Below are 12,786 nucleotides of genomic sequence, written 5' to 3' on the forward strand. Positions count from 1 at the left end.
GGCAATCATGCCAGTGGTGGTCCGGCACGTCGATACCCGATGCTGTATCGGTGACCAACTCCCCCACGCCCACCGTGCCGACCTCCGGCCGGTGGACACCGCACCTGCACTGGGCCTGGATCGTCGCCGCCGTCAGCTTCATCGCGATCCTCGGCGCGGCCGGCTTCCGGGCCGTTCCGAGCGTGATGATGGACCCGTTGCACATGGAGTTCGGCTGGTCGCACGCCACCGTCGGCGCCGCCATGTCGATCAACATGGTGCTCTTCGGTGTCACCGCCCCCTTCGCGGCGGCACTCATGGACCGATTCGGGGTGCGCCCGATCCTGACCGGTGCGCTCCTGCTGATCGCCGCCGGCACCGGACTCGGCGTGTTCATGAGCGCCAGTTGGCAATTGCTACTGCTGTGGGGTGTCCTCGTCGGCCTGGGCACCGGGTCCATCTCGATGGGCTTCGTGGCGACCGTGTCCACCCGCTGGTTCGTCGCCAAACGCGGCCTCGTCACCGGAATCCTCACCGCCGCAGCGGCGACGGGACAGCTGATCTTCCTCCCCGTGGTCGCCCACATCACCGACGCATACGGCTGGCGGTGGGCGTCGCTCGTGGTCACCGGCGCAGCACTTGCTGTGGTTCCGCTGGTGGTGCTGTTCATCCGGGACCGTCCCACCGACGTCGGTACCACCGCGTACGGCGCCCGTCCGGACGACACCGAAACCGCCCTGCCCACCAGCGGATTCGGCGCCGCGGCAAGCGGACTCGTGCGCGGGATGCGCGTCCGGGCCTTCTGGCTGCTGGCCGGCAGCTTCGCGATATGTGGAATGACGACGAACGGTCTGATCGGGACCCACTTCATTCCGGCGGCGCACGATCACGGCATGCCGACCACCGTCGCCGCATCGCTGTTGGCGACGATCGGTATCTTCGACGTCGCCGGCACCGTGTTCTCGGGATGGTTGACCGATCGGGTGGATCCCCGCACCCTGCTGGTGATCTACTACCTCGGCCGCGGTCTGTCCCTGGTGCTGCTCCCGATGCTGCTGTCGCCCAACGCCGAACCGAGCACCTGGGTGTTCATCATTTTCTACGGCCTCGACTGGGTGGCGACCGTCCCACCGACGATCGCGATCTGTCGGCACTACTTCGGCGCGGACACCCCGGTGGTGTTCGGCTGGGTGTTCGCCTCCCATCAGATCGGTGCTGCCGTCGCTGCTTTCGGCGCCGGCTACATCAGAGATGCGCAGGGCTCCTACGACAACGCCTTTCACGTCGCGGCGGCACTGTGCGTCGTCGCCGCCGCACTGTGCGCGGGAATCCGTCTCCGCGCCAACGACATCGCCGAAACCGATGTCACCGAAACCAATGTCACCGAAACCGGCGTCACCGGAGCCGCGCCGGCGGGCTCAGATCCCGCGGACCCCGGCCTCGCAGACGAAGGCCACTCCCTTGCGGCCGATCCTGGTGAGCACCAACGACAGTGACCGGGTGCCCTTGAGCTTGAGCCGTTTCCGCAGTGCGTCCGGGTCGACGTCGAGGCCGCGCACCAGGATCTCCAGGGTGCCGCAGTCGTGGGCGGCGAGCGCCTTGCGCAGGACCTTCTCACTGGTCGAGCCCAACCGCTCGATGATGCGGAATCCGCGCTCACCGGGTGGCACCGCATCGCCGGTGAGGTAGGCGATCTGCGGATCCAGTTGCCACAACCGGTGTCGGTGCGCGTAGTGCCGCACCAGTCCGGCACGAACGACCGCACCATCGGGATCGATGATCCACTCCCCCGGTTCACCGGTCGGGATGTCGTCGGATTCGGCATCGGTGAGTTCCCAGACCGACACGGCGCCGTCGACACCGGTGCGCATCACGGTGGCCCGCCGTCCGACGCCGATCCCCGGCCCCGACCACAGGCACGCCTCCCGCACCGACGAGTCGAGCGAGGTCACCTGCACCTCACCGGAGAATCCGAAACGATCCCGAATCACCTGATAGTCCAGTCCCGGAGCACATTTCACCGCCAGAGGACGCCCGGCATAGGTCATCAGAACATCCAGCAGCGGCGGGCTGAGCGCGTCCGGTGAAAACACCCGCCCGGCACCGGTGCGTCGTGCCGGGTCGGCGAGGACGACGTCGGCGGTCGAGGTCGGGGTCAGTGCGTCGGCGACGAGCAGCGTCGGAGGGCACGACACATCAAGTGCGGTGTTGTGCCGCGCCATCGCGAGTCGCACACGATCGAGGTCGCTGCCGATGACACCACCGATTCCAGTGGTGCCGGCTAGTTCGATCAGTTCGGCGCCGACCGAACAGGTCACGTCGTGCACGATCGCATCGGGATAACGCCGGGCGATCTCGGCGGCGCGCTGCGCGGCGACGACCGATGCGGTCGACTGTTGCAGGGCGTCATCGGTGAGAAGCAGATCGGCGGCGTGCCGGAGCTTGCCGACGGCACGCCGACGCAGTCGGACCGTCTCGATGAGAGCGGCGTCATGCGGTGCGTAGCGGCTGCGTGCCTCGGCGATGTCGGACAGCATCGACGCCGGCGTCAGGACGAGGCCACCGACGTTCTCCAATGCCTTGTCGCCGTGCCGTGACCGCAGAAATGCCGCATCGTCGAGTCCGAACCTGTAACCCATCACCGTTGATCTTCCCGCGTCCGGGCCGCGGCGGACCACCCGGGTCCGCCGTCGTCGGTCCATCCGGTCCGTTCGGCACCGGCATGTCGGGGCATCCGCCCGGTCGCTCGCGTTAATCTCACGGCGTGAAGTCGAGCGATCACCGTCCCGAAGAGTTGAACGGTCCGGCAGTCACCCGTGCCCAGTGGTGGGCCGGCCTCCCGGAGTCCGAGCGTGCCCGCCTGTGCACCGATCATCCGCAGTGGATCGGCAACTCCGACGGCATCCTCGCCACCGACCGCGACATCGCCAACCGCGCGATGCTCCCCACCGTGCGTGCCGACCTCCAGAAGCAGAGCGTTGACCTCGAGAAGCGGCTCGCCGACAACCGCTTCGGCGGAACATTCACCAGTGACGACACCCGCAAGTGGTACGTCGACAAGAAACTCGCCGACATCGGCGCCATCGAACACGAACTCGGACGCGCCGACGAGAAGAATCCGCGACTGCTGATCTCCTTCGACATGCACAGCGGTGAACGCGGCCACTGCGCCGTGGCCATCGGCAACCCGGATCACGCCGATCACATCGCCATCAGCACCCCCGGGCTCGGCACGACGATCTCGCCGTCACTCACCGGCGATCTGCCCTATCAGGGGATGGGTGGCGAATCGCGACTGCTCCGTGAGGAAGCCACCCGGCAGCTGGGATTGGCGCACCGCGGACCGGAGACCGTGGCGGCCATCGCCTGGATCGGCTACGACACCCCGAATCTCACCGGGCCCGGCGGCCGAATCTCGACCGCTCGCGGCGCCTTCCACGTCAGCACCGAGGGCAAGGCCCGCGACACCGCCCCGATCCTGTCCCGCTTCTATGCCGGCATCGCCGCCGCCTCGGACCGCCGCCCGCATCTCGTCGCGCTCGGACACTCCTACGGGTCACTCGTGACCGCCGAAGCGCTACGCCTGACCCACGGGCTGATCAGCGACGTCATCTTCTACGGCTCACCCGGTCTCGGGGGCGAGCGCGGTTACGATTCGGATTACACCCCTGAGGATTTCAACCTGATCGGCGGTCGCGCCTACTACCTCCGCAACGATGGCGACACCATCGCCGAACTCGGCATCTTCGGCAGCGACCCTGCCGAGAGCGCCGACCTCATCCGGCTGTCGACCCATGCCGGCACCGACAAGACCGGCGTGCCCCGCGTCGGGAGCACCGCCCACGCCAGTTACACCCGCGATGTCGACGGGAAATCGACCATGGCCCAATACAATATGGCCGCGGTCGTCGCGAATCTCCCGGAGAATCTGATCGTCGGGCCCTAGAGACTACTGCGGCTTGGTCCCCGTCACCACGACGTTGTAGAAGAACTTCGGCGGCACGATCTTGCGCAGCACGTTCTCGTCGAGCCAGGTGAGCCGCTTCCACGAACCGAACGCGAATCCGGCCCAGCCCCAACCCAATTTGCCTGCCGGCACCGCGGCCTCGAAGGTCCGGACCGGCCAGCCGAGCATCGCGGCGGCGAACTCCTCGGTGGCGGTGTCGACGCCCTCGGCGCCGGCGGCGCGGGCGATGCCGGCGAGCTCGTCGGGATCAAAGGTGTGGATGTCGACGACGGCCTCGAGAGCGGCCGCGCGAGAGGATTCGTCGAGTTCTTCCTGGGGCCGCCGCCACGACTGCAGCGGACCGAGTTTGGTGATGTTGGTCGTCAGATACCAGGTGGCGCGACTCATCCACCGGGCGTAGAAGTCGCCGATGGTCGACGGCTCGCCGGCGAACAGGAACCGACCGCCCGGCTTGAGAACGCGCAGTACCTCGCGCAGCGCCTGCTCCACATCCGGGATGTGATGCAGCACGGCGTGTCCGACGACGAGGTCAAAGGTGTTGTCGTCGTAGGGAATCTTCTCCGCGTCGGCCACCCGGCCGTCGACATCGAGTCCGAGGTTCTCCGCGTTGCGTAACGCCACCTTCACCATGCCCGGCGACAGGTCGGTGACCGACCCCTTGGTCGCGACCCCGGACTGCATCAGATTGAGCAGGAAAAACCCTGTGCCGCAACCGAGTTCCATCGCCCGCCCATACGGCAGCCCCTCGTCGGTCTGCACCGCGTCAAACCGGCCGCGCGCGTAATCGATGCAGCGCTCGTCGAAGCTGATCGACCACTTCTCGTCGTAGGTCTCCGCCTCCCAGTCGTGGTAGAGCACCTGGGCGAGTTTGGTGTCGGTCAGCGCGGCCTGCACCTGCTCGGCGGTGGCATGCGGATTCGGTGCGGGATCGATTCCCTGTTCGTCGGTCGCGCCGCCCTCGGGGGTGGTCCCGTTTTCGGTGGTCGTCATCGCTTGGCGTTTCCTCTCTCCGACGCCCCCCGGCGGGGGCCATCGCCTTACTTGCCGGTGAACGTGGCCTTGCCGGGGCCGTTCTCCACGAACGACGCCATCCCGATCTTGCGATCCTCGGTGGCGAAGAGCGCGGCGAACAGTTGCTCTTCGATCTTGAGCCCGGTGTCCAGGTCGACGCCGAGACCCTGGTCGACGGCCTTCTTCGCCGCGGCGATGGCCACCGACGCGGCGTTCGCGAACTGTCCGGCCCACGTCAGGGCGGCGTTGTATACCTCGTCGGGGGCGACGACCTCGTCGACGAGACCGATCTCCAGCGCCTCGGCCGCACCGACGAAGCGCCCGGTGAACATCATGTCCTTGGCCTTCGACGGCCCGACCAGCCGGGCCAGACGCTGGGTGCCACCGCCGCCGGGGATCACGCCGAGCAGCACCTCGGGTACGCCCAGTTTGGCGTTGTCGCCGGCGATCCGACGATCGGCGCCGAGCGCCACCTCGAGTCCGCCGCCGAGCGCGTATCCGGTGATCGCGGCGACCGTCGGCTTCGGGATCTCCGAGATCGCACCCAGCGCACGCTGCAGAGACCCGGCGACCTTGGACATCTCCGCGTAGGTCATGTCGGTCATCTCCTTGATGTCCGCACCGGCCGCGAGCACCTTGGGTCCGCCGTAGACGATGACCGCCTTGATGTCGTCACGTTCGGTGGCCTGCGCCGCGGCGGCCGCGAGTTCGGACTGCACCTGCCGGTTCAGCGCATTCATCGGTGGGCGATGGAGCAGGATCGTGCCCACGCCGGGATGCTCTTCAGAGGTTTCGAGAGTGACGAACTCAGCCATGGTCGAAGGCTACCGGTCCGATCCCGCCGATCGCGTCCCGGGTTGACCAACGAGACGGGTGGGGCGCCCGATTCGCACGATCTGTCGGCCACCGCTACCGAGGTGGCGAGGTCTGCCATCGTCACCGCCCTCAGCCCCCGGCGTCCGCCATCGGAGAGCTCGACCGCCCGCTCGGCAGCGAGGACCGCGGCGACGCCATCGGGCGCACTGGACGCTCGGTGCGTTGCGTGACGTCATCCCCACCGACCCAGATCCGGACCGCCACCGTTCGATGCTGATCATTCAGTGCACGGGCATGGCGACCGCCACTGCGGCCGCCGCGATGGCAGACTCCACAGGGACCGCTTCCCGACCTCGGTGAGGAGATCCCATGAGCCCGACGTCGGCCGGCGAACCCGTCATGCTCGAGGTGAACGGCCGCACGGTCCGGCTGTCGAGCCCGGAACGCGTGTACTTCTCCGAGCGCGGTGAGACGAAGCTCGATCTCGCGCGCTACTACCTGTCGGTGGGCGACGGAATCGTGCGCGCCCTGTTCGAGCGTCCCTGCATGCTGCACCGATTCCCGAAGGGTGTCGACGGAAAGAAGGTGCACCAGAAGCGGATTCCGGCGGGGGCGCCCGACTGGGTGCAGACCACGCAGTTGTGGTTCCCGCGGTACGGGCGTACCGCCGACGAGTTGAGCGTCACCGAACTCGGCAGTGTCATCTGGGCGGTGCAGATGTCGACGGTCGAGTTCCATCCGTGGAACTCGCGCAGCGCCGACCCGGAGTCACCCGATGAGTGGCGCATCGATCTCGACCCGATGCCCGACTGCGACTTCGCCCGCATCCGCCGGGTGGCGGGCGTGGTGCACGAGGTTCTCGACGATCTCGGTATCCGCGGGTTCCCCAAGACCTCCGGTGGACGCGGCCTGCACATCTATGTCCGGATCGCCCCGGAGTGGGGTTTCCAGCAGGTCCGCCAGGCGGCGCACGCCTTCGCCCGGGAGGTTGAGCGACGCTCTCCCACCGATGTGACGACCGCCTGGTGGCGCAAGGACCGCGACCCGGCCGCGGTCTTCGTCGACTACAACCAGAACACCCGCGATCACACCATGGCGTCGGCGTACGCGGTGCGCGGCAATCCGCGGGGCACCGTGTCGGCGCCGGTGACCTGGGCCGAGATCGAGGACATCGAACCCGACGACTTCACCATCGCGACGATGCCCGCTCGCTTCGCCGAGCTCGGTGACCTGCACGCGGAGATCGACGACGTTGCCTTTCGCATCGACGAGCTGCTCGACTGGGCCGAGCGCGACGGCGGCGATGAGGCCGGGTATCCATCCCAGGTCGACGACCCGGACATCGTCGACCTCGACTGAGGTCGTCGGCTGCGGTTTCGGCCACGGTCACGGCGCCGATCGCGTCGCCGCCGCCCGTCCCACGCGGAGAAGTTGCCGACCGAGCGTGATCATCACCGCGCCGGGCACGACGATCCAGACCAGATTCGGCAGTACCGCGACCGTGAGGAATCCGACGACGTCGCCCCGTTCCAGCGACTGCCTGGTCATCTCCAGACCACTGGACGCCTCCACGAGAAAGTAGAGAACCGTTTTCCAGAAGGTGGCGACCGTGACGATCAGTCCCACCACGACCGCGGAGAACCGCCGTCGGCGCGAAAGTACCCAGATCAGCGCCAGCACCTCGAGCAGGTTGGCCCAGCTCTGGGCGCTGCCGAACGCATCGGCGCCCGCGTAGCGGTGATCGAAGGACGAGTAGAAGACGTGTCCCGGCCACAGCCACGCCATCGATCCACCCTCGTGCGAGACCGATCCCAGCAGCACATAACAGGCGTCGTAGGTCTGGATGGCCGCGGTGATGACGAACCAGATCACCACCCACTGCGGCAATCGCAGGTCGGCGGCTCGTGTGGTCACCCCGGACGGCGTCGACACGGTCATCGGATGAGCGTATGCCTCGGCGTGGGCGATCTGCGGGCCAACGACTGAGAAACCCGATGCGCTACAACCCCACTCGCACGCCGATTCCGGCGATCAGCGCCTCCAGACCCCACTCGAATGCCTCGACCGGCAACGACACCACCTCGTCGCTGAGCGCGTACTGCAGCGGCTGCTCGTCCGGATCGAGGCGGGCGCGGCGTTCTTCGGCGGTGAAGCGATCGGCACCTCCGTCGGGATGGCGATGCTGCTCCTCGATCACGAATCCGGTGACGTAGGCATTGACCGATTGCAGGGCGCGTTGGGCGTCCAGCGGCGTCATCCCGGCGGCGACGAGCACCCGGACCGGCGCTTCCAGACCACGCAGGGCGGTGTCGTCGACGAGGGTCGTGCCGGCGACCAGTTTTGCCCCGTCCCGGAACGACAGCAGGATCTCGCGTGTTCGGTGACCACCGGCGCGCAGCAGTTCTCGCCAGTCGTCGGCCAACCCGTCGGGCACCGGTTCGGCGAGCAGGGTCGCCAGTACCCGGGAGGCCATCTCGTCCTGCAGGTCGGCCATGTCGCGGAAGTGGTAGTACAGCGCCCCCGCCCGCACTCCGAGACGGGCGGCCAGCGCTCGTGCCGTGATCCCGTCGAGACCGGCCTCGGCGAGCTGCTCGAATGCGGCGTCGATGATCGCGGAACGGGTGAGCTGTGCACGTGGCACGAGTCGGCCCCTCTCTCTTGACTTTTGAACATTGTTCAACGATGCTAGCAGACGTCATTTTGAACAACGTTCAGGAGAGATCATGAAAGCTGCAGTCGTCTCCGACTTCACCTCACCGCCGCGATACGCGGACTTCCCGGAGCCGCCGGTCACCGACGACGTCATCGAGGTTCGGATGCTCGCCGCCGGTGTCCACAACCTCGTCCGATCCGTGGCGGCCGGCGCGCACTACTCGTCCGGCGACGACCTACCCTTCGTCGCCGGGGTCGACGGCGTCGGCCTGATCGATGGACGGCGCGTCTACACCGGCGGATGCCCAGACCCGTACGGCACCATCGCCGAGCGCACCATCGTGCCGAACGGATTCGCCGTTCCCGTTCCGGACGCACTGACCAGCGAGGCCGCCGCCGCCGTGGTCAACCCCGCGATGTCGTCGTGGATGCCGTTGCGCTCGACCACCTCGCGACTCGACGGCGGAACCGTCGCGGTCCTCGGCGCCACCGGAACGTCGGGTTGTCTGGCGGTCCGGATCGCGCTGCATCTCGGTGCCGCGCGGGTCATCGCGGCAGGTCGCAATGCCGAGGCTCTCGCCCGGCTGGCGGAGGATCCCCGGGTGGTGACGGTGTCGTTGGCCGACGCCGACGCCGATGAACATCTCGCCGCGGGGTTCGCCGACGGCATCGACATCGTGCTCGACTATCTGTGGGGGCCGGTCGCCGAGCTGGCGCTCGGCGCACTCCGGGCGCACAGCCTCACCGCGCGCCAGACACCGGTCGACTACGTCCAGATCGGCGCGATGGCGGGACGATCATTGCAGCTCGACGCCGCCATCCTGCGCGCTCGGCCGCTGACGATCCGCGGGTCGGGCGGCGGATCCATCGATCCGGCCCTGCTATTCGGCGAGCTGCCGAAGATCCTTGACGTCGCGGCGAGCGGAGAGCTGCCGATCGCGATCCGCACCGCGCCGTTACCCGACGTGACGCAGGCATGGAATGCCGACGCGCCGGGCCGCCTGGTGATCACGATCGGCGACTGAGCACTCAGAGGTCGATATTCGGCGTCGTGGTGCCCAGCCCGGCGAAATAGTCGTCCGAGTTGACGAAGGCTAGACCGGAAAGACCTTGTCCGGCACTGACCTTCGGCTCGATCGGCTCGATCACGCGCTCCGCGGCCAGCAACTCGGCAACGGTGGCGAACCCGGCCACCTCGGTCAGTTGCGCCCACGTCGGTGGCAGCAGGAAGTGTTTGCCCGCCGACCACGCCTCGAGTGCGTCCCCCGCGCTCGCCCAGCGTGCGATGTCGGCCTCACTGGTGGAGTCGTCGGGTTCCTGCCCCGGCGGCACCGCCGCGAGGAAGAACCGGGTGTCATACCGCCGCTTCTCATTCACCGGTGTGATCCAATGCGCCAGCGGCCGAAGGAGATCCGCGCGCAGGGTCAACCCGCGCAAGCGGAGGAACTCGGCGAAGGACAGGGATTTGTCGACCAGGGCGACGCGGTCGTCGCGCAACGTCGCCGGGTCGGGAAAGGTACCGTCCGCGGTGGAGGCAAGCAGCACACCGCATTCCTCGAAGGTCTCACGCACCGCCGCACAGACCAGGGCCTGCGCGAGTTCGTTTGTGGTGGAGAGGATTTCCGACCACCAGGCGGCATCCGGCCCGGTCCAGGAGAGATCGGCGTCGCTGTCCCGGGGATCGACACCACCGCCGGGGAACACGGTCATGCCACCGGCAAACGCCATCTGCTTGACGCGACGTTGCAGGAACACCTCGATGCCGTGATCGCTGTCGCGGACGAGAACAACGGTCGCGGCGTCACGAAGCGGGGCGGGCGTATCTGTCATGGCGGGCCTCCTACCGGTCACCCGAGCGTGTGCTCGGGCTCACCCGATCGACCCTATCGACGCGCGCCCCGGCACCACCGACTGGGTTAGCCCGCCGAACGACGATGGGAACCCGCCCGGCGGTTGCGCCGCGCGAAGAACCGCCCGTCGACGCGCGACAGACTGATCTGTTGGCGAAAGGCCTTGGTCAGATTGCGACTCGTGAGCACCTTGTTCAGGAGCCCTTGGGCGACGACCTCCCCCTCCGAGAGGAGCATCGCGTGGGTGAATCCGGCGGGGATCTCCTCGACGTGGTGGGTGATCAGCACGATGGCAGGCGAATCGGGGTCGGCCGCCAGCGCGGAGAGTCGCTCCACGAGTTCCTCGCGTCCGCCGAGGTCGAGGCCCGCGGCGGGTTCGTCGAGAAGCAGCAACTCCGGGTCTGTCATCAGGGCCCGCGCGATGAGGACACGTTTGCGCTCCCCCTCCGACAGCGTCCCGAAGGCACGGTCGGCGAGGTGCTCGGCGCCCATCGACTCCAGGGATTCCAGTGCCTGCGCGCGGTCGACGTCGTCGTATTCCTCCCGCCATCGGCCGATCACCGAGTATCCGGCGGAGATCACCACATCGGCGACGATCTCGTCGTCGGGGATGCGGTCGGCCAGGGCCGGGCTGGCGACACCGATGCGCGTCGAGAGCTCGCGCACCTCGACCTTGCCGAGCAACTCACCGAGGACGAACGCGACTCCCGACGACGGGAACAGTTCGGCGTTGGCCATGCGCATCAGCGTGGTCTTGCCTGCACCGTTGGGGCCGAGCACCACCCATCGTTCGTCGAGTTCGACCTGCCAGCTGACGGGTCCGACCAGCGTGTTTCCCTCGCGCACGACCGCGACGTCGCGGAAGTCGATCATCAGATCGGGGTCGGTGGTCGGCTCTTGCGGCTCACTGGCGTTCACGGTTCCTATCGTGCCCTACCGGGGGCCGCCGTCGCGTGACAAACACCCGGGGAGGATGGCCGGCGATGCACCCGGCCAAACGTCCACTGCCGCCGAGTAATCGAGAACGGCGCGACCGAGGGCGGAATAGTCGGGCAGCACCACGCCTTGGCTACTCATATGAGTGTGCCGCTTTCCATCCTCGATCTCGCCCAGGTGGGCGCCTCCGAAACCGTCGGTGACTCGCTCGCCGCGTCCACCGAGATGGCCATCGGTGCCGAGCAGTGGGGTTACACCCGGATCTGGTACGCCGAGCACCACAACATGGCGAGCATTGCGTCGTCGGCGCCGGCTGTGCTCATCTCGCACATCGCGGCCCGCACCTCGTCGATCCGGCTCGGCTCCGGCGGAGTGATGCTGCCCAACCACTCGCCGTTGACCATCGCCGAGCAGTTCGGAACGCTCGGCGAGCTCTATCCCGGTCGCATCGACCTCGGCCTCGGCCGCGCCCCCGGCGGTGACCAGAAGACCTTCGCGGCACTGCGCCGCGACATCTCCGCGGCCGAGCATTTCCCGTCCGACGTTCTCGAATTGCAGGGCTATCTGACCGGCAACACGCGGGTGGAGGGCGTGCAGGCAACACCCGGTAATGGTACGAACGTACCGCTCTACATCCTGGGTTCCTCGCTTTTCGGCGCGCAGCTCGCCGCCGCGCTCGGCCTGCCCTATGGGTTCGCCTCCCACTTTGCACCGGCGGCCCTCACCCAGGCCGTCCGTATCTACCGCGAACAGTTCCGTCCGTCCGAGCAACTGAGCGAGCCGTATGTGATCGCCGGGGCCTGTGTGATCGCCGACGACGACGCCGAAATCGCCAAAGCCCAGCTACACCAGGCCAAGCGGCAACGCGTTGGTGCCTTGTTCGGCCGCGGCCGCCGCTTCACCGACGAGGAGGCCGACGCCATCCTGTCGATGCCGCAGGGCCGCCAGATCGACGAGATGATGACCTACAGCGGAGTCGGCACGCCCGCCGAGGTGCGTGACTATCTGGGCTGGTTCGCCGGACATGCCGACGCCGACGAGGTGATCGTCGCGTCCATCGCGCCGGACCGGGAGATCTGGTTGCGGACGCTGGAGCATCTGGCGCCGGCGCGCGACCGGTCGGTGGCCTCGGCCTGACGCGACTCGTGGCGGTTCGGACACCATCGCCGAGGACGCGGTGTGGTCATACGTCACCTTCAACCGGCGACCGCACGTCACGTTCGGAGACGGGCACTGGTATGTGATCTGCGAGGACGAATGCGCCTGGGAACCCGAACACGGCTTGCAGACCGTCTTCACCGACGGCCAAGCGCCCACCCGGATCAGCTCCTACGACGGACACCCGACCCACCAATCGGCCTACGGTCGCGGGTACGACGTTCCCGAGGGTGCGGTGTACTGGTCGCAACCAGCAATTCCGCCGGTCGAGCCGGGCGCGAGCGCCAGCGAGTGCCCGAGTCGAGACCACCGCACGACAAGACCGGAACCCGAAACCAGCCCTGTCTCACCAGGTCTCGAGGCTCGTCGCTAGCGCTCCTCGCACCTCGACCAGCGGGACACGGACACCTCGACCAG

The 12,786-nt window shown here is 67.7% G+C and carries 12 protein-coding genes and 1 pseudogene; 6 read left to right on the plus strand and 7 right to left on the minus strand.

The window, feature by feature from the left end:
* Window positions 1–50: 50 nt before the first annotated feature.
* Window positions 51–1,472: pseudogene (locus ACWDPV_RS11275) on the plus strand (MFS transporter); the annotation flags it as partial.
* On the opposite strand, the gene ACWDPV_RS11280 reads toward ACWDPV_RS11275, so the two are convergent.
* A complete protein-coding gene (locus ACWDPV_RS11280; RefSeq protein WP_449743039.1) occupies window positions 1,398–2,618 on the minus strand; it encodes a THUMP-like domain-containing protein in 1,221 nt (406 codons plus the stop codon). The pseudogene ACWDPV_RS11275 and the gene ACWDPV_RS11280 sit on opposite strands and share 75 nt — an antisense overlap.
* A gap of 125 nt (window positions 2,619–2,743) precedes the next feature.
* Between ACWDPV_RS11280 and ACWDPV_RS11285 the strand changes: the two genes are divergently transcribed.
* Window positions 2,744–3,925 (plus strand): alpha/beta hydrolase, encoded by a 1,182-nt coding sequence (locus ACWDPV_RS11285; protein WP_449743040.1) that lies wholly within the window; start codon window positions 2,744–2,746, stop codon window positions 3,923–3,925.
* Window positions 3,926–3,928: 3 nt separating this feature from the next.
* On the opposite strand, the gene ACWDPV_RS11290 is transcribed toward ACWDPV_RS11285, so the two are convergent.
* Together ACWDPV_RS11290 and ACWDPV_RS11295 are read right to left on the minus strand one after the other, a co-directional pair.
* The gene (locus tag ACWDPV_RS11290) at window positions 3,929–4,936 is read right to left on the minus strand and encodes a class I SAM-dependent methyltransferase (protein ID WP_449743041.1); all 1,008 of its coding nucleotides are present in this window, start codon (window positions 4,934–4,936) and stop codon (window positions 3,929–3,931) included.
* A 47-nt stretch (window positions 4,937–4,983) separates the two neighbouring features.
* On the minus strand, window positions 4,984–5,772 hold the full coding sequence (locus ACWDPV_RS11295) for an enoyl-CoA hydratase/isomerase family protein (RefSeq protein WP_449743042.1): 789 nt from the start codon (window positions 5,770–5,772) through the stop codon (window positions 4,984–4,986).
* A 370-nt stretch (window positions 5,773–6,142) separates the two neighbouring features.
* Here ACWDPV_RS11295 and ligD point away from each other — a divergent pair, with 370 nt between their 5' ends.
* The gene (gene ligD / locus ACWDPV_RS11300) at window positions 6,143–7,132 is read left to right on the plus strand and encodes a non-homologous end-joining DNA ligase (RefSeq protein ID WP_449743043.1); all 990 of its coding nucleotides are present in this window, start codon (window positions 6,143–6,145) and stop codon (window positions 7,130–7,132) included.
* Window positions 7,133–7,159: 27 nt separating this feature from the next.
* On the opposite strand, the gene ACWDPV_RS11305 is transcribed toward ligD, so the two are convergent.
* Entirely contained in the window at window positions 7,160–7,711 is a 552-nt protein-coding gene (locus ACWDPV_RS11305; protein WP_449743044.1) for a hypothetical protein, read from the minus strand.
* Between the two features lie 61 nt (window positions 7,712–7,772).
* On the minus strand, window positions 7,773–8,414 hold the full coding sequence (locus tag ACWDPV_RS11310) for a TetR/AcrR family transcriptional regulator C-terminal domain-containing protein (RefSeq protein WP_449743045.1): 642 nt from the start codon (window positions 8,412–8,414) through the stop codon (window positions 7,773–7,775).
* An 82-nt stretch (window positions 8,415–8,496) separates the two neighbouring features.
* On the opposite strand from ACWDPV_RS11310, the gene ACWDPV_RS11315 reads away from it, so the two are divergent.
* Window positions 8,497–9,450, plus strand: coding sequence for an alcohol dehydrogenase (locus ACWDPV_RS11315; protein WP_449743046.1), 954 nt, complete (start codon window positions 8,497–8,499; stop codon window positions 9,448–9,450).
* Between the two features lie 4 nt (window positions 9,451–9,454).
* Here the strand turns inward: ACWDPV_RS11315 and ACWDPV_RS11320 are convergent, their stop codons facing one another.
* Window positions 9,455–10,255 (minus strand): NUDIX hydrolase, encoded by an 801-nt coding sequence (locus tag ACWDPV_RS11320; protein WP_449743047.1) that lies wholly within the window; start codon window positions 10,253–10,255, stop codon window positions 9,455–9,457.
* Window positions 10,256–10,341: 86 nt separating this feature from the next.
* Entirely contained in the window at window positions 10,342–11,148 is an 807-nt protein-coding gene (locus ACWDPV_RS11325) for an ABC transporter ATP-binding protein (RefSeq protein ID WP_348807556.1), read from the minus strand.
* A gap of 204 nt (window positions 11,149–11,352) precedes the next feature.
* Here ACWDPV_RS11325 and ACWDPV_RS11330 point away from each other — a divergent pair, with 204 nt between their 5' ends.
* Window positions 11,353–12,348 carry an LLM class flavin-dependent oxidoreductase gene (locus ACWDPV_RS11330; RefSeq protein WP_449743048.1) on the plus strand — a complete coding sequence of 332 codons (996 nt, stop codon included), beginning with the start codon at window positions 11,353–11,355 and terminating at the stop codon, window positions 12,346–12,348.
* A 40-nt stretch (window positions 12,349–12,388) separates the two neighbouring features.
* Entirely contained in the window at window positions 12,389–12,742 is a 354-nt protein-coding gene (locus ACWDPV_RS11335; protein ID WP_449743049.1) for a DUF6985 domain-containing protein, read from the plus strand.
* Window positions 12,743–12,786 lie beyond the last annotated feature (44 nt).

Source organism: Gordonia sp. NPDC003504 (assembly GCF_053587995.1).

Coding starts and splice junctions, on each gene's coding strand:
- ACWDPV_RS11280 (WP_449743039.1), bottom strand. CDS start 2,618: ATGGGTTACAGGTTCGGACTCGACGATGCGGCATTTCTGCGGTCACGG.
- ACWDPV_RS11290 (WP_449743041.1), bottom strand. CDS start 4,936: ATGACGACCACCGAAAACGGGACCACCCCCGAGGGCGGCGCGACCGAC.
- ACWDPV_RS11295 (WP_449743042.1), bottom strand. CDS start 5,772: ATGGCTGAGTTCGTCACTCTCGAAACCTCTGAAGAGCATCCCGGCGTG.
- ligD (WP_449743043.1), top strand. CDS start 6,143: ATGAGCCCGACGTCGGCCGGCGAACCCGTCATGCTCGAGGTGAACGGC.
- ACWDPV_RS11305 (WP_449743044.1), bottom strand. CDS start 7,711: ATGACCGTGTCGACGCCGTCCGGGGTGACCACACGAGCCGCCGACCTG.
- ACWDPV_RS11315 (WP_449743046.1), top strand. CDS start 8,497: ATGAAAGCTGCAGTCGTCTCCGACTTCACCTCACCGCCGCGATACGCG.
- ACWDPV_RS11320 (WP_449743047.1), bottom strand. CDS start 10,255: ATGACAGATACGCCCGCCCCGCTTCGTGACGCCGCGACCGTTGTTCTC.
- ACWDPV_RS11325 (WP_348807556.1), bottom strand. CDS start 11,148: ATGATCGACTTCCGCGACGTCGCGGTCGTGCGCGAGGGAAACACGCTG.
- ACWDPV_RS11330 (WP_449743048.1), top strand. CDS start 11,353: ATGAGTGTGCCGCTTTCCATCCTCGATCTCGCCCAGGTGGGCGCCTCC.